Genomic DNA, 19,350 nt, shown 5'->3' with positions numbered 1-19,350 from the left:
TGGCGATGCGCTGGAGGCGCAGTGTTTCGGGTTTCTCGCGGTGCGCGCGCTACGCGGGCTGCCGCTCTCGTTGCCGGAGACGACCGGCGTGCCCGCGCCGCTCGCGGGCGGGCGGATCGTCCGGCCCGGCCCGGCTGCGGAATAGGAAGCGGGCGGCTCAGCCGTCGGAGCGGGCGGTCTTCCGGGCGGCGGGTTTTGCCTTGGCGGCCGCCGCCTTCGGCTTCGCGGCGGCGGCTTTCGGCTTGGCTGCAGCTTTCGCCTTCGCGGGTCTGGTGGCTTTCGGCGCCGCCGCGTCCTTCGGCTTTGCTGCGGGTTTTGCGCCCTTGCGGCCGCGCGGCGCCAGCGTCTTGCCCTTCTCGGCGAGCAGGGCGACCGCCTCGTCAAGCGTCACCGCGCCGAGTTCGCTGCCGCGCGGCAGGGTCGCGACCGTCTTGCCATGCTGGACATAGGGGCCGAACCGGCCCTTGCGCGCGGTCACGCTCTCGCCGTCCTTCGGGTGCGGGCCGAGATCGCGGATGCCTTCCTGCTTCTTCGCCAGCACCATCACCGCGCGGTTGAGGCCGACGGCGAGCACGTCGTCATCCTTGTCGAGCGAGGCGAAGATGGGGCCCATCTTCACATAGGGGCCGAACCGGCCGATGCCGGCCTGGATTTCCTGTTTCGTTTCCGGATGCACGCCGATCACGCGCGGCAGCGAGAGCAGGCCGATCGCCTGCTCCAGCGTGATCGTCTCGCCGCTCATGCCGCGTGGCAGGGCGGCGCGGCGGGGCTTCGCCTTCTTGTCCTCCGGGTCCGGCTCGCCGAGCTGGACATAGAGGCCATAGGGGCCGCGCCGCAGCGTGACGGGGATGCCCTCGGCGTTCTCGCCGAGCAGCTTCATGCCGTCGCGCAGCTGGTCGCCCTCGTCCTCGCCGCCCTCGACGGCGAGGCGGCGGGTATACTGGCATTCGGGATAGTTCGAGCAGCCGATGAAGGCGCCGAAGCGGCCGAGCCGCAGGCCGAGCCGGCCGGTGCCGCAGGCCTGGCAGACGCGTGGATCGGACCCGTCCTCGCGGGCGGGGAAGAAATGCGGGCCGAGCTCCTCGTCCAGCGCATCGATCACGTCGGAGATCTTGAGATCCTTGATCTGCTCGACGGCGCCGGAGAAATCGGCCCAGAAATCCCGCATCACCGACCGCCAGTCGAGCCGTCCGTCGGAGACCTCGTCGAGCTTCTCCTCGAGATCGGCGGTGAAGCCGGTCTCGACATAGCGGCCGAAGAAGCTGACCAGGAAGGCGGTGACCAGCCGGCCGCGATCCTCGGGGATGAAGCGGCGGTTTTCCATCCGCACATAGTTGCGCTCGCGCAGCACGGTGAGAATCGAGGCGTAGGTCGAGGGGCGGCCGATGCCGAGCTCTTCCATGCGCTTGACCAGGGTGGCCTCGGAATAGCGCGGCGGCGGCTGGGTGAAATGCTGCTCGGCGGTGACCGGCCCGCTGGCGAGCGGGTCGGATTTCGCCATCGGCGGCAGCAGCCTCGCGGTTTCGTCCTCCGGGTCCTCGTCCATCCCCTCGCGGTAGAGCTTGAGGAAGCCGTCGAAGGCGAGGATCGAGCCGGTGGCGCGCAGGGTGGTGCCGGCGGCATCGGCAAGCTCGACCGTGGTCTGGTCAAGCTCGGCCGACTGCATCTGCGAGGCGAGGGCGCGCTTGTAGATCAGCTCGTAGAGCCGCGCCTGCTCGGGCGAGAGGTGGCGGGCGGCGCGCTCGGGGGTGAGGGTGAAATCGGTCGGGCGGATCGCCTCGTGGGCCTCCTGCGCGTTCTTCGCCTTCGACTGGTATTCGCGCGGGGCGGCGGGCAGGTAGTTCGCGCCGAACGCGTCCTTCACCTGCTGGCGGGCGGCGGTGATCGCCTCGCGCGCCATCTGCACGCCGTCGGTTCGCATATATGTGATCAGGCCCACCGTCTCGCCGCCGATCTCCACACCCTCGTAGAGCTGCTGGGCGGTGCGCATGATGGCCTGCGCCGTCATGTGCAGCTTGCGCGAGGCGTCCTGCTGCAGGGTCGAGGTGGTGAAGGGCGGCGGCGGGTTGCGGCGGACGCGCTTCTTCTCGATCGAGACGACGCTGAAGGCGCCACGCTCGACCGCCGCCTTCGCCGCATCGGCCGCCGCCTTGTCCGCGAGGTCGAACTGGTCGAGCTTGCGGCCGTCGAGATGGGTGAGGCGGGCGCGGAACGGCGCGCCGGCGGGGGTGCGGAACTCGGCCTCGATCGTCCAGTATTCGCGCGGGCGGAACAGCTCGATTTCGGCCTCGCGCTCGCAGATCAGCCGCAGCGCGACCGACTGCACGCGTCCGGCGCTCTTGCTGCCGGGCAGCTTGCGCCAGAGCACCGGCGAGAGGGTGAAGCCGACCAGATAGTCGAGCGCGCGGCGGGCGAGATAGGCCTCGATCAGCGGGGTGTCGAGGTCGCGCGGGGCGCGGAGGGCGGCCTGCACCGCCGATTTGGTGATCTCGTTGAAGGTGATGCGGCGGACCTGCTTGCCCTTGAGCACGTTGCGCGCCTCGAGCATGGCGCGGACATGCCAGGAGATCGCCTCGCCCTCGCGGTCGGGGTCGGTGGCGAGGTAGAGCGTGTCCGCCCCTTTCAGCGCCTTGGCGATGGCCGCGACCTGGCGGTCGCCGCGGGCGTCCTCCTCCCAGGACATCGCGAAATCCTCGTCCGGGCGGACCGAGCCGTCCTTCGGCGGCAGGTCGCGGACATGGCCGAAGGAGGCGAGAACGGTGAATCCGTCGCCGAGATACTTGTTGATCGTCTTGGCCTTGGCGGGGGATTCAACGACGACGATGGCATTCATGTAAGCGCGGTATCCCGTTCAGCACTCGGAGAGCAGACAGACCCGGTTGCCCGGCAGGGTTTCGATCCGGCCGGCAAGTTCGAGCTCGGTCAGCACGGCGGTCAAGGCCGATGTGGAGAACTGGCAGTGCCTTGCCAGTTCGTCAACACTGACCGGGCTGGCGGAAAGCAGCCGGGGGATTTCGCTTCGGGCGCGGTCGAGTTCGTCGCCGGTCTCCGGCGCCGCGTCGGGCGGCTCGCCGAGGCCGGGTGGCGGGGCGGCGATTCGCGCGTCGGGGAACAGCGCGCCGGGCCGGTCGGGCAGGTTGGCGAGGATGTCGGCGGCGGATTCGGCGAGCCAGGCGCCCTGGCGGATCAGGTCATTGCCGCCGCGGGCGCGTGGGTCGAGCGGCGAGCCGGGCACGGCAAAGAGCTCGCGGCCATAGTCCAGCGCGTAGCGGGCGGTCAGCAGGCTGCCGGAGCGCAGCGCCGCCTCGATGACGACGACGCCGAGGGCAAGCCCGGCGATGATGCGGTTGCGCTTGGGGAAATGCCGGGCGAGCGGGGCGGTGCCGGGCGGCGCCTCGGCCACCACCGCGCCGGCCTCGGCGATGCGGGCCTGCAGGTCGCGGTGCTCGGGCGGATAGACCACGTCGAGCCCGCCGGGGATGGCGGCGATGGTGGTACCCTCGCGCAGCGCCGCCTCGTGCGCCGCCGCGTCGATCCCGCGGGCGAGGCCGGAGGCCACCGGATGGCCGGCGGCGGCGAGCTCGCCGGCGATGTCCGCGGCGATCCGCCGTCCGTTGGCGGAGGCGTTGCGCGCGCCGACCACGGCGACCACCGGCCGATGGAGCAGGGCGACATCGCCCTTCACCACGATGACCGGCGGCGCGTCCGGCAGCAGGGCGAGCAGCGGCGGATAGTCGGCATCGCCGAGGAAGATCAGGCGGGCGCCGAGCGCCTCGTGCCGGTCGAGCTCGCGACGGATTTCGGCCGGCGGGGGAATCCGCAGGTTGCCCCGCCGTCCGACCTGGCGGGCGAGGGCGGGCAGCGCGTCCAGAGCCTCCCCGGGGCTGGCGAAGCGCTCGCGCAGGCGGCGGAAGGTCCGGGGCCCCACTCCCTCCGTGCGGATCAGGCGCAGAAGGGTGGCCTTGTCGCTCACGCCGAGAGCCTGATCCTCGGCTCGGTGCCGGCGCGCAGCCGCGCGATGTTGGCCCGGTGCTTGAAGACGACGAGGGCGGCGATGGCGAGGGCGACGAGCGCCGCATGGCCGCGCCCGGCGAGCAGGGCGAGCAGCGGGGCGGCGGCAAAGGCGGTCAGCGCGGCGAGGGAGGAAATCTTCCGCCAGAACGCCATGGCAAGCCAGATCAGGCAGCAGGCGGCGCCGACCGGAAAGGCGAGGGCGAGCAGCACGCCGAGGCCGGTCGCCACCCCCTTGCCGCCGCGAAAGCCGAGCCAGACCGGGTAGAGATGGCCGATCACCGCGAACAGCGCGGCGAGATCGGCGGCGGCGCTGCCGGCATGGCGGGCGAGCAGCACGGCGACGGCGCCCTTGCCGCCATCGAGCAGCAGGGTCAGCGCGGCGAGGCTCTTGCGCCCGGTGCGCAGCACGTTGGTCGCACCGATATTGCCCGAGCCGATCCGCCGCACATCGCCGAGCCCGGCCGCACGGGTGAGCAGCAGGCCGAACGGGATGGAGCCGAGCAGGTAGCCGAGCAGGGCGTAGGGCGCGATCATCCGTGCACCCGCCGCCCGGCCTTCCACGTGCCGGTGACCACACCCTCGACCGGCCGTCCGTCGAAGGGCGTGTTCTGCGCCTTGCCGGGCAGGGCGCCGGCCTCGATCCGCCAGGGGCGCTCGGGGGCGAAGAGGCAGAGATCGGCCGGCGCACCACGGGCGATGCGCCCGGCATCCAGCCCGAACAGCCGGGCCGGACGGTCGGTCAGCAGGGAGAGGGCGGCGATCAGCCCGAGCCCGCCGGACTGCACCTGCGCCAGCGTGATCGCGAGCAGCGTGGCGAGGCCGGCGCCGCCGGGCGCGGCCTCGGCGAAGGGCAGGCGCTTGTCGTCGGCGTCGCGCGGCTGGTGGTCGGAGACCACGGCGTCGATCGTGCCATCGGCGAGGGCGGCGCAGACGGCGAGACGGTCGGCCTCGCTGCGCAGCGGCGGCGAGAGCTTCGCATAGGTGCGGAAATCGCCGATCGCGTTCTCGTTGAGGTCGAAATAGGGCGGCGCGGTGTCGCAGGTGATCGCGAGGCCCCGGCGTTTCGCGCCACGGATCAGGTCGAGCGCCTCGCCGGTCGAGACATGGGCGAAATGCACCGCGCCGCCGGTGAGTTCGGCGAGACGGATGTCGCGGGCGACCATCATCGCCTCGGCGCAGGCCGGGATTCCGGGCAGGCCCATCAGCGTCGCCCGCGCCCCGGCGGTCGCCGCACCGCCGGCGGCGAGGCTCGGCTCCTCGGGATGCTGGACGATCATGGCGCCGAAGCCGCGCGCATAGGACAGGGCGCGGCGCATCAGCCCGGCCGGGCCGATCGCCCGCGCGCCATCGGAGAAGGCGACCGCGCCGGCCGCGCGCAGCAGGCCGTATTCGGCGATCATCTCGCCCTTGCAGCCGCGCGTCGCCGCGCCGTAGGGGGCGATGGTGAGCCGCCCGGTCGCAGCCCCGGCGCCGGCCAGGGCGCGGACCAGCGCCGGGTCGTCGGTCGCGGGGATATTGTCCGGCAGCACGGCGATGGTGGTGATGCCGGCGGCATTGGCCGCCTCGGCGGCGGTGGCGATGGTCTCGCGGTATTCGTAGCCGGGCTCGCCGAGCGAGGCGCGGGCATCGACCAGGCCGGGGCAGAGGATCTGCTCGGCGGCATCGATCATCACCGCGCCGTCCGGCCGGCCGAGACCGGCGCCGAAATCGGCGATGACGCCGTCGCGGACCAGCAGGTCGCCCACCGCGTCGTGGCCGGTGGCGGGATCGACGATCCGCGCGCCGCGGATCAGCGTGTCGGGGGGCGTGTCATGCATGGGCGAGCGCCGTCCGGGCCAGCACGTCGAGCACCGCCATGCGGATGGCGACGCCCATCTCCACCTGCTCGCGGATCACCGAGCGGGTGGCGTCGTCGGCGACCTGGCTGTCGATCTCGACGCCGCGATTCATCGGGCCGGGATGCATCACCAGCGCGTCCGGCTTCGCCATCGCGAGCTTGGCGGCGTCGAGCCCGTAGAAGGTGAAGAACTCACGGGCGCTGGGGATCAGCCCGGCGCTCATCCGCTCGGTCTGCAACCGCAGCGCCATCACGATATCGGCGTCGCGCAGGCCTTCGCGCATGTCGTGGAAGACGGTGGCGCCGAACTGGTCGATGCCGGAGGGGATCAGCGTCGGCGGGCCGACCACGCGCACCCGGCTGCCCATCGCGGTGAGCAGCAGCAGGTTCGAGCGGGCGACGCGGGAATGCGCGATGTCGCCGCAGATGGCGATGGTGAGGCCGGCGAGCGTGCCCTTGTTGCGGCGGATCGTCAGCGCGTCGAGCAGCGCCTGGGTCGGGTGTTCGTGCATGCCGTCGCCGGCGTTGATCACCGCCGCATCCACCTTCTGGGCGAGCAGGGCGGGCGCGCCGGAGGCCTTGTGGCGGACCACCAGCAGGTCGCAGTTCATCGCGTTCAGCGTCGCCGCGGTGTCGAGCAGGGTCTCGCCCTTGGAGACCGAGGAGGTCGAGACCGACATGTTGATCACATCGGCGCCGAGCCGCTTGCCGGCGAGCTCGAAGCTCGTGCGGGTGCGGGTGGAATCCTCGAAGAACAGGTTGATCAGGGTCCGGCCGCGCAGCACGTCCCGCCGCGTCTTGCCCGACCGGTTGAGCAGCACGTAGCTCTCGGCGAGGTCGAGCAGGGCGGAAATGTCGCGCGGGTGGAGACCTTCGATTCCCAGGAGATGGCGCGTCGGCAACCGCATGACGGTCTCCTTACAGCCCCGCCGCGCCGGCGGGAAGAGCGCTTCCTACTGGCTGGCCCAGACGATGCGGTGAAGGGCGCCGATCTCCTCGGTCATGAAGCCGCGGGGCGGGTAGGCGGGATTGAAGCAGCCGAGATCGACCCGGGAGACGGTGCGGCGCAGCAACTGCCGGGCCATCAGCTCGCCGCCGGCGGTACGGATGACGACACGGTCGCCGGTGCGCACGGGGGACGCGGGCGAGACCACGATGATGTCGCCATCGCGATAGACGGGGTCCATCGAATCGCCCTGGATGGTGAGCGCGAAGGCGTGCGGATCGCCGGCGATCCCGGCATCGCCGACGGGCAGGGCGACGCGGTCCCAGCCGCCGCCGGTCGGGTTGCCGCCCTCGTCGAAGAACCCGTCCTGGCCGGCCTGCGCGAGGCTGGCCAGCGGCACGGTGCGCATCGCCGGCCGGCGCGGGCGGCTGGTGCCGGCCGGCGTCGTGCTTCTGCCGCCGACCAGGGCGGCGAAGGCCTCGATGCCGATGCTGCTGGCCGAGAGAATCTTGGCGATGCTCTCGGTCGAGGGCCAGCGCAGCCGGCCATCCGGCGTGCGGCGCTTCGAGGGATTGAAGCTGGTGGGGTCGAGCCCGGCGCTGCGGGCAAGGGCGGAAGCCGACAACCCCCGTTGCGCCGCCAGCGCGTCAATCGCCCGCCAGATATCTTCGTGCTGCATCGTCTTGTTCTTAACGGATTTATGGGTCTTTGAAAGAAAAAATTAAGGAAAACCATGAGTTAACGCTTGCGGCGGATACAACCTCTGGTTAGTATGTTCTTGTTTCGTTCTCATGGAGCTGCCGCGATGATCTTCGCCCCGTCAGAACCGCTGAGTCCAGATGCGAAACAGAATTGGAGAATGACCGGCGAACAGGAAAAAAATTCCGGAACCGCCGGAAAGATCCGAGCCCGCTTTCAGAAGGAGACATGAAATGACTTTGACCCTGCGCAACCTTTCCGTCCTCGCCTACGCCAACGGCTTCACCCTCTGGCACTATCGCGCAGGCAACGAGGCGCTTTCCGTCCTTGAGGATGACGGGTTCTTCGGCCCGGCCGCCGACCTGATCGCGCCGGGGGACATCGTGATGGCCTCCGGTTCCCAGGGCGCGCGGATGGGTGCGATCGCCCGCCGTGGCGACCACCTTGTGCTGGCGCCGATATAGGCCGCGGCCCAAAGGGCCTGCCCGCGCCGCCCGAACGATGGACAATTGCCTCGGCGGCGCGGCGGGCCTATCCCTGTTGCATGACCGTGAACATTGCCATCTGCCAGACCGAGGGCCGTTTCGCCGATCTCGAAGCGGGGCACACCCTGCTCGACGAGGAGGCGCGGGCCGCCGCCGCCGCCGGCGCGGATCTTCTGGTGCTCCCGGAACTGTTCCTGACCGGATACAATCTCGGCGCGGCGCGTGCGCGGGAGCTGGCGCTGGATCCGGAAGGGGAGCAAATCGGCCGGGCGAGGGCACTCGCGGCCGAGATCGGCATCGCGCTGTGCTTCGGCTTCCCCGAGCGTGTGGGCGACGGGGTCGCGAACAGCGCGATCCTGATCGACGAGGCCGGCGGCGCGCGGCTGATCTATCGAAAGGTGCACCTGTTCGGGGATCTCGACCGCGGGATGTTCGCGCTACGGGGGGATGGATTTCCGGTTGTCGCCTGGCGGGGGCTGAGCCTGGGCCTCGCGATCTGCTATGACATCGAATTCCCCGAGACGGCGCGGATGATGGCGCTGGCGGGAGCCGACCTGATCCTGGTGCCCACGGCGCTGATGCCGCCCTATTACGTTGTGGCGGATTCGCTGATCCCCGCCCGGGCCTATGAAAACCAGGTCTACATCGCCTATGCCAATCATTGCGGCGGCGAGCCGGGGATCGACTATATCGGCCATTCCTCGATCTGCGGGCCGGACGGCGCGGTGCTGGCCAAAGCGGGCGCCGGCCCGACGCGACTGATGGCGCGGATCGATCCCGGACACCTCGCCGAAGTGCGCCGCCGCGATCCGTTGCTGGCCGACCGGCGGCCGGCGCTCTACGGGACGATCGCGGGCTGAGGCGGGCCGTTCAGAGCCGGCGGAGCATGACGATCCGGTTGGAATTGGTTCCCCGCGTGCCGTTGCTGACGCCCCAGCAATTCGAGGTCTTGGTGAAGGTCTGAAGGTTGACCAGCACGCCAAGCCGTTGAAAGGGCAGGCCATCCGCCGCTTGCCAGACGCGCTTTTCGAGCAGTACCCGGCCGCGCCGCACCTCGCCCACCTCGAAGGCGACATGGCCGCCCGGCCGCACGAGCCGGGCCAGTTCGGCGAGCACGCGGCGCACCATTTCCGTCCAGGCGGCTTCGCTCCGGTGCAGGTCGATTGCGACCGCGCCGGGATCGATCCCGGCGAACCAGCAGCGCAGCCAGTTGTCGGCCGCATAGTCCACGACATCGAGAAACGGCGGCGAGGTGACGACCAGGGCGACCGAGCGCGCGGCCAGGCCCGGAACATGCCAGGCCGGGCCGGTGTGCAGGCCAGGCGCGCCACAGGCGGGAACGGTGCCGTCGCGCAGCAGGGATTTCGATTTCCGGAGGATGAGGGCGGCGATGTCACGCTCGGGTGGGGCAAGGCCGAGCCTTTCGTTGATCCGACGCTGCGCCGTGACGGACACGGCCTGGTTGGGCGGCATCGAGCGGCCGGAGAAGAAGCCGGGGGAGTGGCCGGTGAGCCGGTTGATCGCGACCATGCGAATCCAGTCGGCGACCGGATCGGGCCGCGCGGCGCCCAGCGGGGCGCGTTCGGCGAGCCAGTCCCGCAGCGCCTCGAGGCGGGCGAGGGTCATGGGATGGTAGAAGGCCAGCAGGTCGTCGCGACGGATTTTCCCGAGCGCCCAGTCCACGCTGCGCAGCGAATCGGCGATATCATGCAGATCGATCGGCCGCAGCCGGGGGCGGCACATCAGCGCGGCAAGCGGATTGATGTCGTTGCCGGCGGCCCGGCGCTGCATCAGCGCCGCCTGGACCAACGTTGTGCCACGGCCCATGAAGGGGTCGAATACGAGATCGCCCGGGGCGGTGAGGCGGGAAATGAAGAAGGCCGGAAGCTGTGGCTTGAAGCAGGCCCGGTAGGAAATCTCGTGGATCGCGTGGGCTTGGCGCTGGCCGGACGTCCAGAACGCGTTGATGAAATAATCGATCCCGTCCGCGCGTTCGTGGCGTGTTATGCCGTCGAAATCACGGAAGTCGAGAATTCCGTCGATGAGCGTCCGGTCGGGAAAAGGCTTCGGCAATGTCATGTTCAAGATGTCCATGAAGCCCACGGATCACTTCAGACGTGGTGAAAATCTGCGTCTTCCGGATTTCAGGTGTTCATGATCTGGCATTTGGCGAGGGCTTCTGTCCGTGGTCGCTTTTCGTGCCGCATGCAATACTGAAGCAATAGTCTTCAGCCTCCGAAGCCCGCCGGCTGGCCACCGAAGGGCACTTGACCGGAAGCCTGAACCCGGCAAAACACGGCTATTCAGACAGAACGCCGGGTTAGCACAGCGGTAGTGCAGCGGTTTTGTAAACCGAAGGTCGGGGGTTCAAATCCCTCACCCGGCACCAGCCTTTCGGACAGCGTGGGCGTCTCGACAAGGTAGGCCGCGCGTGAATCGGCGCTACGCTCATGGCCGTGGCCGGCGCTCGGTTTCGCTCCTTCGGCGAACGGTCATGATGCATGAGACAACATCGAATTGGCCTTGAGATCGGACCATCCGATGGGGCGGTCGATAGAAACCCGGTGAGGACATGCCTCACCGGGAGATTTTTTCATGTCAGGGGGCGAGTGTTCCGGTTCGGCCCGTCTGTCTGTCCGAATGTCCCGAACACGATTTCATCATGACCATGCCTCGTCCCAGGAGCCGGCCGTCGAGGCCTTGCTGTATTCGGTCGCGCGGTTCTCGAAGAAGTTCGTGTGCTCGACGGCGTTGAGCATCTCGTCGAGCCAGGGAAGCGGATTCTTGTCGACATGGAAGAGCGGGTTGAGTCCGAGCTGGAGCAGACGGCGATCCGCGATATAGCGGATGTAGCGCTTCACCTCTTCGGCGGTCAGCCCCTCGACGGCGCCGAACTCGAAGGCGAGGTCGATGAAGGCATCCTCGTGATCGACGATGGTGGCGCAGCAGAGATAGATCTCGCGCCGCAGTTCCTCGGTCCAGATTTCCGGGTTCTCGGCGACGAAGGTACGGAACAGCTTGATCACCGAGTTGCAGTGCAGGCTCTCGTCGCGCACCGACCAGGAGACGATCTGGCCCATCCCCTTCATCTTGTTGAAGCGCGGGAAGTTCAGCAGGATCGCGAAGGAGGCGAAGAGCTGCAGCCCTTCGGTGAAGGCGCCGAAAGCGGCCAGCGTCTTGGCGATCTCGTGCTTAGAGTCGACGCTGAATTCCTGCATGTAGTCATACTTGTCCTTCATCTCCTTGTATTTGAGGAAGGCCGAGTATTCGACTTCGGGCATGCCGATCGTGTCGAGCAGGTGCGAATAGGCGGCGATGTGGATCGTCTCGATGTTCGAGAAGGCCGACAGCATCATCAGCACTTCCGTCGGTTTGAACACCTGGCTGTAGTGCTTCATGTAGCAGTTGTTCACCTCGACATCCGCCTGGGTGAAGAAGCGGAAGATCTGGGTGAGCAGGTTGCGCTCGCCGGGGGTGAGGTTGCGGTGCCAGTCCTTCACGTCGTCCGCGAGGGGAACTTCCTCCGGCAGCCAGTGGACGCGCTGCTGGGTCAGCCATGCCTCGTAGGCCCAGGGGTAGCGGAACGGCTTGTAGACCGGGTTTTCCGTGAGCAGGTCGAAATGCGCGGGGGTTTCGACCGTGATGGGCGCGGCGGTATCGGCGGTGGTGACGGACATTCAGGCAGATCCTCGGAAAGACGTGGGAATGCGGCGGCCGGACTACTGGCAGGCCAGGCATTCCTCGTAATTGGTCGTGCTTGCGGCGGCGGCAACCAGCGGTGCCGGGGCCGGCGCGGTGCGGTTGGCGGCGTCGCCGTGCTCGTGGCGCTGCACCTTCTCGCTCACCGTGTCAGCGCGCTGGATCGAGAGAGAGCGGCAGTAATAGAGCGACTTCACGCCCTTCTTCCAGGCCTGGAAATGGATCTGGTGCAGATCCCGCTTGTGGACATTGGCCGGCAGGAAAACGTTGATCGACTGGCTCTGGCAGATATACGGCGTGCGGTCGGCGGCGTGTTCGATCACCCAGCGCTGGTCGAGTTCGAAGGCGGTCTTGAAGACGGCCTTCTCGTCGTCGGTGAGAAAATCGAGATGCTGGACCGAGCCCTTGCTGACGGTGATGTTCGACCAGGTTTCCTCATCGTCGCGGCCCTTGGCGGCGAGGAGCTGCTGCAGGTGGCGGTTGCGCACCGAGAAACTGCCGGACAGGGTTTTCTGCAGGAAGACATTGGCGGCGATCGGCTCGATGCCGGGGCTCGAATTGCCGGCGATGATCGAGATCGAGGCGGTCGGCGCGATCGCCATCTTGTGCGAGAAGCGCTCCATCACGCCGTATTCGGCGGCGTCGGGGCAGGGGCCGCGTTCCTCGGCGAGCTTGCGCGAGGCGGCATCGGCGCCGGCGCGGATATGCCGGAAGATGCGGATGTTCCACGCCTTCGCCATCGCGCTCTCGAACGGAATGTTGAGCGACTGCAGCAGCGAGTGGAACCCCATCACGCCGAGGCCGACCGAGCGCTCGCGCATCGCGGCGTATTTGGCGCGGGCCATCGAGTCCGGCGCGCTATCGATGAAATCCTGCAAGACATTGTCGAGGAAGCGCATCACGTCCTCGATGAACTGCGGATTGTCGTGCCATTCGAGCCATGTCTCGAGATTGATCGATGACAGGCAGCAGACGGCGGTGCGCTGCTGGCCGTGATGATCAAGGCCGGTGGGCAGGGTGATCTCGGCGCAGAGATTGGAGGTCTTTACCTCGAGGCCGGCGAGCTTGTGGTGCTCGGGCCGCGCGTTGTTCACGTGGTCGGCGAAGATGATGTAGGGCTCGCCGGTCTCGATCCTGGCGGTCAGGATGCGGATCCAGAGCGAGCGGGCGGAGACGGAGCGGACATGCGCGCCGTCCTTGGGCGAGGTGAGGGCCCACATCTCGTCCGCCTCCACGGCGCGCATGAACGCGTCGGAGACCAGGATGCCGTGATGCAGGTTGAGCGCCTTGCGGTTCGGATCGCCACCGGTGGGGCGGCGGATCTCGATGAATTCCTCGACCTCCGGATGGGAAATCGGCAGGTAGACGGCGGCCGAACCACGGCGCAGCGAGCCCTGGCTGATCGCCAGCGTCAGGCTGTCCATCACCCGGATGAAGGGAACGACGCCCGAGGTCTTGCCGTTCTGGCCAACCTTCTCGCCGATCGAGCGCAGGTTGCCCCAATAGGAGCCGATGCCGCCGCCCTTGGAGGCGAGCCAGACATTCTCGTTCCAGAGATCGACGATGCCTTCCAGGCTGTCCGACGCCTCGTTGAGGAAGCAGGAGATCGGCAGGCCGCGCTTGGTGCCGCCGTTCGACAGCACCGGGGTCGCCGGCATGAACCAGAGCTTGCTGATGTAGTCGTAGAGCCGCTGGGCGTGCTCGGCGTCGTCGCCATAATAGGAGGCGACGCGGGCGAACAGGTCCTGATAGCTTTCGCCCGGCATCAGATAGCGGTCGTTCAGCGTCGCGCGGCCGAATTCGGTGAGCAGCGAATCGCGCGAGCGGTCGATCCTGATCTGATAACCCCCACGGATCTGCACATCGGTGTCGAGCAATGCGGGTTCGGGTCGGTTGATCGCGTTCATTGCAGTGGGGGCTCCCGTCGTTTCGGCGAAGCACATAACAACATATTGGGTAGGCATCGCGCAATTGCCACTAGATCAAGTTAATCCAAAAAAATCTCTTGCGCCGAGTCGGGCCCGGACGGTCTTATATGTTCGTTGTTTGTTCTTATGCTAGACTTATGGCGCCGGCCCGGCAAGCGGGTGGCCGCACAATGCCGAATCGACGCAAAGGCCCGCGCGATCTGCATCGCGCGGGCCTGAAAAACCGTGGGGCGGTCGGGAGAGGCGGAAGCCGCGGTTCAGCGCAGCCCCTGGCAGAAGGTCTGGATGCGGGTGCAGGCGTCGCGCAGCGCCTCGGTCGAGGTCGCGTAGCTGACCCGGAAATAGCCGGGATAGATGAAGGCGCTGCCATGCACGGCCGCGACTCCCTGCTCTTCCAGCAGCGCCGTGACGAAGGCCTCGTCATCGACGATTTTTGTTCCGCCCGCCGAGGTCTTGCCGAGGCAGCCGGCGATCGAGGGGAAGACGTAGAACGCGCCCTCGGGCTTCGAGCAGGTGATGCCCGGGGCCTCGTTGAGCATCGCGACCACGAGATCCCGCCGCTCGCGATAGGCGGCGCGCATCACGTCGATCGCGTCCTCCGGGCCTTCCAGCGCGGCGAGGGCCGCGGCCTGGCTGACCGAGGAGGTGTTCGAGGTCGACTGGCTCTGCAGCTTGTCCATCGCCTTGATGAGCTGGACCGGCGCGCCGCAGAAGCCGATTCGCCAGCCGGTCATCGCATAGGCCTTGGAGCAGCCGTTCATCGTCACCGTGCGCTCGCGCAGCTTCGGCTCGACGCCGACGATGGTGGCCGGAGCAAAGCCGTCATAGACGAGCTTCTCATAGATGTCGTCGGTGAACACCCAGATGTCGGGGTGGCGCAGCAGCACGTCGCAGATCGGGCGGAGGTCTTCCGCCGAATAGGCCGCCCCGGTCGGGTTCGAGGGCGAGTTCAGCATCAGCCACTTGGTCTTCGGCGTGATCGCCGCCTCGAGATCCTCGGCGCGCAGCTTGAAGCCGTTGTTCTGGCTGCAGGGGACGAAGACCGGCTTGCCCTCGGCGAGCTGGACGATGTCCGGATAGCTGACCCAGCACGGTGTCGGGATGATCACCTCGTCGCCGGCCTCGACGGTGGCGAGCATGGCGTTGAAGATGACCTGCTTGCCGCCGGTCGAGACGATGATCTCCTGCGGCGTGTAGTCGATCCCGTTGTCGCGCTTGAACTTGGCGGCGACGGCCTTGCGCAGCGCCATGGTGCCGGCGACGTCAGTATACTTGGTCTCGCCGGTCTCGATCGCCCTGATCGCGGCCTTCTTGATGTGGTCCGGCGTGTCGAAATCAGGCTCGCCGGCGGAGAGGCTGATGATGTCGCGGCCCTCGGCCTTGAGCTGGCGCGCCTTGGTCGAAATGGCGATCGTCTGGCTCGGGCTGATCCGGTTCAGGCGTGCGGCGATCAGGTTCATGTGCGATGCTCCCCGTGACAACGGCCCCGATGTAACCGAACTGCCGCGCGATGAACATGGCCCTGATGCGCGGGCCGGCACGAACTCCGCTCATGACGGGGCTTGCCGAGCGGGCGCCGACGCCATATCAACCGGGTCGAATGGGGTGTAGCCAAGCGGTAAGGCAGCGGATTTTGATTCCGCCATGCGGAGGTTCGAATCCTCCCACCCCAGCCAGGCCACGACGCGGCCTGGGCTCCGGGGATCAAACCTCAGGGAGATGAATGATATGTATCTGATTCTTAATCGGATTTGACACTATATGCTTTCTGGCGGGCTATCAGGCATCCGCTGATTCGGATATTCACGGCCGGCCCGGGCCATCGCGCCCCCTGTCGGCAGGAGCAGTGATTTCGACATGAACGACACGACACCGGCCGCGCCGGCGCTGAGCACGTTTCGCAAACAATCGCATTTCACCCTGTCGGCCGATCGCGGCTGGGGCCAGCGCGTGCGACTGGCTTCGACCGATCTGGTCGAGGGAGCAAAGCTCTGGCGCCTGATCTGGACGCTCGCCTTCTACGACATCAAGCTCCGCTATCGCGGCTCGGCGCTGGGGCCGTTCTGGCTGACCATCTCCACCGGCGTCCAGGTGGCGGCAATGGCCTTTCTCTACGGCGTGCTCTTCCGCACCGACATCCACACCTACCTGCCGTATCTCGCCATCTCGATGGTGCTCTGGACGTATCTCAACACCCTGATCTCCGAGGGCAGCACCTGCTTCTCCCAGAGCGACACGCTGATCAAGGGCACGCGGATGCCCTTCGTCGTGCATGCGGCGCGCAACGTGGTGCGCAACACGATCGTGCTCGCCCATAACCTGATCGTCATCGTCGTCGTCTTCGCGATCATGGACGTGCATCAGAGCCTGTATTCGCTGCTCGCCATCCCGGCGCTCGCCTTGTGGATGATCGACGCCGTCGCGATCTCGCTGCTGATGGGCGCGCTCTGCGCCCGCTTCCGCGACCTGCCGCAGATCATCCTGTCGGTCATGCAGATCGCCTTCTTCATCACGCCGGTGATCTGGTATGCGAAGGTGCTGAACAGCCATCCGCTCGGCAAGCTGCTCATCGAGTTCAACCCCTTCTACCCGATCCTCGAAATTCTCAGGGCGCCGCTGCTTGGCACGCCGATCAGCCTGCAGATCGGCCTCGAGGCCGTGTTCGTGTCCGCCCTTCTGGTCCTGCTCGCCGCGGTCGGCTTCGCCCGCATGCGCGGCCGCGTGGCATACTGGGTGTAAGCCATGACCCATCTGACCGCGTTCAACATTTCCGTCGACTTTCCGCTCTATCACGCGGAAAGCCGGTCGCTGAAGAAGACCCTGATCGGCCATGCCTCGTCACGTTTCGCGCGGGACCAGCGCAGCCGGCCGGTCGTGCAGGCGCTGCGCAACATCTCCTTCTCGCTGAGGTCGGGAGACCGGCTCGGCCTGATCGGCTCGAACGGCTCGGGCAAGACCACGCTGCTGCGCGCGCTTTCCGGAATCTACCAGCCGACGGTCGGGTCGCTTTCGATGGAAGGGCGGCTGACCTCGCTGCTCGATCCCGGCCAGGGGATGAACCCCGACCTCACCGGGCGCGAGAACATCCGCCTGCGCGGCCAGTATCTCGGCCTCGCGCGTCCCGAAATCGACCGGCTCGAGGCGGATGTCGAGGATTTCTCCGAACTCGCCCAGTTCCTCGACCTGCCGGTGCGCAACTATTCCTCGGGCATGGTGGTGCGCCTCGCCTTCGCGATGGCGACGGCGTTTCCCCCCGAGATCCTGCTGATGGACGAATGGATCCTCGCCGGCGACGCCGCCTTCATGGAAAAGGCGAAGGACCGCGTCGAGGGCATGGTGCGCCATGCGGAGGTGCTTGTCCTCGCCAGTCACAGCGCCTCGATCCTCGTGGAGTGGTGCAACCGTCTGCTCTGGCTCGATGGCGGGCAGATCCGCGCCGACGGGCCGCCGATGAAGATCCTCGCCGACTACCTGCCGCCGCAGCAATACGAGGAATTGGTCGCCGCGCATGGCGAGACCGGGAGTTCCCGCCGCCTGCCCCGAAAGGACTGACCGGCCGGAAGCGGCCTTCGGCGCTCCGCCCCTCCCGCCTCCGGTCGGGGCAGGGCGTCATTCGCCGCCGAGCAGCCTGCCGTAATAGCGATGCGCTTCGGGCGGCAGGCCGGGCGCGGCGTCGCGCCGGATCAGTTCGCCCTGGATCCGCCTGGCGTCGGAATGCGCGCCGGCCTTGCCGATGCTGACCGTGCTGTCGTTCTGGTTGCCGAACTCGCCCGCGCCGCCGGCGGCATGCTGGCCGAGGCCCGAAGGCCCGCCGCCCGGCATCGCCGCCTTGCCGGGCATCGTCGCGAGGGCGTTCTGTGCCTGTTGCAGCGCCGCGATCGCTGCCCGCTCGCCGGACAGCCCGGCCCGCATGTCGCCCGCGCGGAGCGCGTTCCCGGCGCTCCCCATCGCCTGCTGGCCATGACCGAGTTGCGCCTGCCCCGGCAGTCCCGCGCCCGCCATGGCTCTGGCGGCGGATGAAAGCTGGCGGCGCAGCGCATCCTGCCGCCCGGCCAGCCCCGCCGACGGACTCGACTCTGGAATTGCCGCCTGGTTGCCGAACCTGGGCATCGTTTCCTGCTGCGCCGTCTGGTCCATCAGCCGCGCCTCCTGGCGCATGATGGAGGCGAGATGACGCGCCGCCTCCTGCTGCCGCTGCGCCGCCTGCGACTCCGAACGGGCGCTCGGGTTCTGCATCCGGTCGAGCATCTGCCGGAGTTTCGCCAGGTCCTGGCGGGCCCGGGCCGTTTCGCCCGCCGCCAGTTCGTTCTCGATCCGGTGGGCCAGACGGTCGATGGCGCTCCTCCGCGCGGCGGCGCGGGCGTCCGGCGTGCCGTGCGCGGCCTGCCTTGCCTGCATGGCGCGGTCGAGGCGCGATATCAGCCGTTCGATTGTCTGCCGGTCGGCCGGATGGCCGGCGAGGCCGCGCTTCAGCGCCTGGCGCAGTGCCTGGGCGGCTTCATCAAATTTCTGCACCGCCTTGTAGGTCGCGCCGAGTTCGGCGCGCTGGACGAGCATCCAGAGGCTGGCCTGGGCCTGGGCGTAATCCGGCGTTGCCGGCCCGAAGCCGGCGGCGAAGCGCGCGAGTGCCTTGCGCGTGCCGGGCGTAAGCGGACCCGGCGGCGCCGCGGCGAGCGCGCGGAGTCGCGCCGCGAGCACCGTGCGCCCCGGCGTGCCGAGCGCGAGGTCGTGCCGGAGAACCTCGATCGCTCGCGCGACCTGATTGTGCAGGGCGGGGGCGGGCAGTTGGAACCGCACGGGCGAGGAGGTGCCGGTCTGGCCGTCGCGGTTCACGGCGGCCAGCGTGCCGTCCACCATCATGCCGGCGAGTGGGCTGGCGAGCAGATCGAGCCGGGCGCTGCCAGCGAATGAGGCCGCGTGCGCGGGGGGCGCTGGCAGGGCGGCATGGTCGGGCACCGCGCCCGGCGCATCCACGGGCGCCATGTCGAGACCGAGGGCGGTGAGGCCGTAGCGGCTGGTGCCGCGCCAGGCGAGGGCCACATGCTGCCCATCACCGGCCGGCCCGGGTGGGGCGGCGAAGCCGATCCGCGGCGGGGTCGGCTCGATCACCGTGATCCGGTACCGCGCGATGCGGTTCCAGAACGGCCCGATCGTCATCGTCGCCGTATGGTCGAGCCGGAGGCGGGCGCGGAAGCTGCCGGTCGCGATATTCGTGAAATCGAGCGCCTTGCCGGCGATCCGCGCGGCTGGCGCGGCGCTGCCCGCGCCGGTGACGACGACCGACAGGGTCGAGCCCGCGAGCGCGCGGACCTTGCCGGTTCCGGCGCCGATCAGGCGCGGCGTGGTTCCGGCCCAGCGCGGCGGGGTGATCCAGGCCTGCACGCCAAGGCCGGGGCGGGCGAAGGGCGAGGTGAAATCGACACTGGCCGCAAGCCGTGGCCCGGCCTGCGATCCGGCGGCGATCCACGCGGCGATCAGGCCGAGCAGGAGCAGGAAGCGCAGCGCGAACGGATCATGCGCCGCGAAATCCGGCCGCGGCAGGCCGACCCTTGCGGTGGCGAGCGAACGGTCGAGCCGGGCGCGGTGCGCATCCCAGAGCGGCATCGCGCCGGCCAGCGCCGGTTCGTCGCCAAGGGCGGCGAGCGGGCGGTGCGGCAGGCGGGAGTCGCGCTCAATGCGGCGGTCGGCGGCCTCGGGCGCGGGCGGGCGATAGCGCCGGATCGCGTGGCGGAGCGCGAAGGC

The 19,350-nt window shown here is 68.4% G+C and carries 15 protein-coding genes, 2 tRNA genes and 1 pseudogene; 7 read left to right on the top strand and 11 right to left on the bottom strand.

Annotated features, from left to right (window positions below; translation table 11 throughout):
* Positions 1-145: pseudogene (locus APM_RS21700) on the top strand (anhydro-N-acetylmuramic acid kinase); the annotation flags it as partial.
* A 12-nt stretch (positions 146-157) separates the two neighbouring features.
* On the opposite strand, the gene topA reads toward APM_RS21700, so the two are convergent.
* The 6 genes from topA to APM_RS15455 are packed head-to-tail and all read right to left on the bottom strand — an operon-like array spanning position 158 to position 7,476.
* Complete coding sequence (gene topA, locus APM_RS15480) at positions 158-2,833, bottom strand: type I DNA topoisomerase (protein WP_007424321.1); 2,676 nt, start codon at positions 2,831-2,833, stop codon at positions 158-160.
* Positions 2,834-2,851: 18 nt separating this feature from the next.
* Positions 2,852-3,973 (bottom strand): DNA-processing protein DprA, encoded by a 1,122-nt coding sequence (dprA, locus tag APM_RS15475; RefSeq protein WP_007424320.1) that lies wholly within the window; start codon positions 3,971-3,973, stop codon positions 2,852-2,854.
* Positions 3,970-4,548 carry a glycerol-3-phosphate 1-O-acyltransferase PlsY gene (gene plsY / locus APM_RS15470; protein WP_007424319.1) on the bottom strand — a complete coding sequence of 193 codons (579 nt, stop codon included), beginning with the start codon at positions 4,546-4,548 and terminating at the stop codon, positions 3,970-3,972. The genes dprA and plsY overlap by 4 nt, the downstream gene beginning before the upstream one ends.
* On the bottom strand, positions 4,545-5,831 hold the full coding sequence (locus tag APM_RS15465) for a dihydroorotase family protein (RefSeq protein ID WP_007424318.1): 1,287 nt from the start codon (positions 5,829-5,831) through the stop codon (positions 4,545-4,547). Before APM_RS15465 ends, plsY begins: the two co-directional genes overlap by 4 nt.
* Positions 5,824-6,759, bottom strand: a complete 936-nt coding sequence (locus APM_RS15460; protein ID WP_007424317.1) for an aspartate carbamoyltransferase catalytic subunit — start codon at positions 6,757-6,759, stop codon at positions 5,824-5,826. The genes APM_RS15465 and APM_RS15460 overlap by 8 nt, the downstream gene beginning before the upstream one ends.
* A 45-nt stretch (positions 6,760-6,804) precedes the next feature.
* On the bottom strand, positions 6,805-7,476 hold the full coding sequence (locus tag APM_RS15455) for a helix-turn-helix transcriptional regulator (protein WP_007424316.1): 672 nt from the start codon (positions 7,474-7,476) through the stop codon (positions 6,805-6,807).
* Between the two features lie 253 nt (positions 7,477-7,729).
* Between APM_RS15455 and APM_RS15450 the strand changes: the two genes are divergently transcribed.
* Together APM_RS15450 and APM_RS15445 are read left to right on the top strand one after the other, a co-directional pair.
* Positions 7,730-7,960 (top strand): hypothetical protein, encoded by a 231-nt coding sequence (locus APM_RS15450; protein ID WP_007424315.1) that lies wholly within the window; start codon positions 7,730-7,732, stop codon positions 7,958-7,960.
* Positions 7,961-8,040: 80 nt separating this feature from the next.
* Positions 8,041-8,841, top strand: a complete 801-nt coding sequence (locus APM_RS15445) for a carbon-nitrogen hydrolase family protein (protein WP_007424314.1) — start codon at positions 8,041-8,043, stop codon at positions 8,839-8,841.
* Positions 8,842-8,851: 10 nt separating this feature from the next.
* Here APM_RS15445 and APM_RS15440 read toward each other — a convergent pair whose 3' ends face one another.
* Positions 8,852-10,060 carry a DNA methyltransferase gene (locus tag APM_RS15440; protein WP_241763173.1) on the bottom strand — a complete coding sequence of 403 codons (1,209 nt, stop codon included), beginning with the start codon at positions 10,058-10,060 and terminating at the stop codon, positions 8,852-8,854.
* 235 nt (positions 10,061-10,295) lie between these two features.
* On the opposite strand from APM_RS15440, the gene APM_RS15435 reads away from it, so the two are divergent.
* Positions 10,296-10,370: transfer RNA gene (locus tag APM_RS15435), tRNA-Thr, on the top strand.
* A 271-nt stretch (positions 10,371-10,641) separates the two neighbouring features.
* Here APM_RS15435 and APM_RS15430 read toward each other — a convergent pair.
* From APM_RS15430 to APM_RS15420, 3 genes are all read right to left on the bottom strand, one after another.
* On the bottom strand, positions 10,642-11,658 hold the full coding sequence (locus APM_RS15430; protein WP_007424312.1) for a ribonucleotide-diphosphate reductase subunit beta: 1,017 nt from the start codon (positions 11,656-11,658) through the stop codon (positions 10,642-10,644).
* A 42-nt stretch (positions 11,659-11,700) separates the two neighbouring features.
* Complete coding sequence (locus tag APM_RS15425; RefSeq protein ID WP_007424311.1) at positions 11,701-13,587, bottom strand: ribonucleoside-diphosphate reductase subunit alpha; 1,887 nt, start codon at positions 13,585-13,587, stop codon at positions 11,701-11,703.
* Positions 13,588-13,865: 278 nt separating this feature from the next.
* Positions 13,866-15,068, bottom strand: a complete 1,203-nt coding sequence (locus APM_RS15420; RefSeq protein WP_007424310.1) for a pyridoxal phosphate-dependent aminotransferase — start codon at positions 15,066-15,068, stop codon at positions 13,866-13,868.
* A 141-nt stretch (positions 15,069-15,209) separates the two neighbouring features.
* On the opposite strand from APM_RS15420, the gene APM_RS15415 reads away from it, so the two are divergent.
* From APM_RS15415 to APM_RS15405, 3 genes are all read left to right on the top strand, one after another.
* Positions 15,210-15,284, top strand: a tRNA-Gln gene (locus tag APM_RS15415).
* A gap of 181 nt (positions 15,285-15,465) precedes the next feature.
* Positions 15,466-16,347, top strand: coding sequence for an ABC transporter permease (locus APM_RS15410; protein ID WP_007424309.1), 882 nt, complete (start codon positions 15,466-15,468; stop codon positions 16,345-16,347).
* Positions 16,348-16,350: 3 nt separating this feature from the next.
* Complete coding sequence (locus APM_RS15405) at positions 16,351-17,160, top strand: ABC transporter ATP-binding protein (protein WP_007424308.1); 810 nt, start codon at positions 16,351-16,353, stop codon at positions 17,158-17,160.
* A 57-nt stretch (positions 17,161-17,217) separates the two neighbouring features.
* Here the strand turns inward: APM_RS15405 and APM_RS15400 are convergent.
* The coding region (locus APM_RS15400) for a DUF4175 family protein (RefSeq protein ID WP_007424307.1) at positions 17,218-19,350 on the bottom strand (2,133 nt) is incomplete at its 5' end.

The organism is Acidiphilium sp. PM, from assembly GCF_000219295.1.
Classification (GTDB): Bacteria; Pseudomonadota; Alphaproteobacteria; order Acetobacterales; family Acetobacteraceae; genus Acidiphilium; species Acidiphilium multivorum.
The sequence above is the reverse complement of the archived record's forward strand: the minus strand, read 5'-3'. Positions and strand labels throughout refer to the sequence as shown.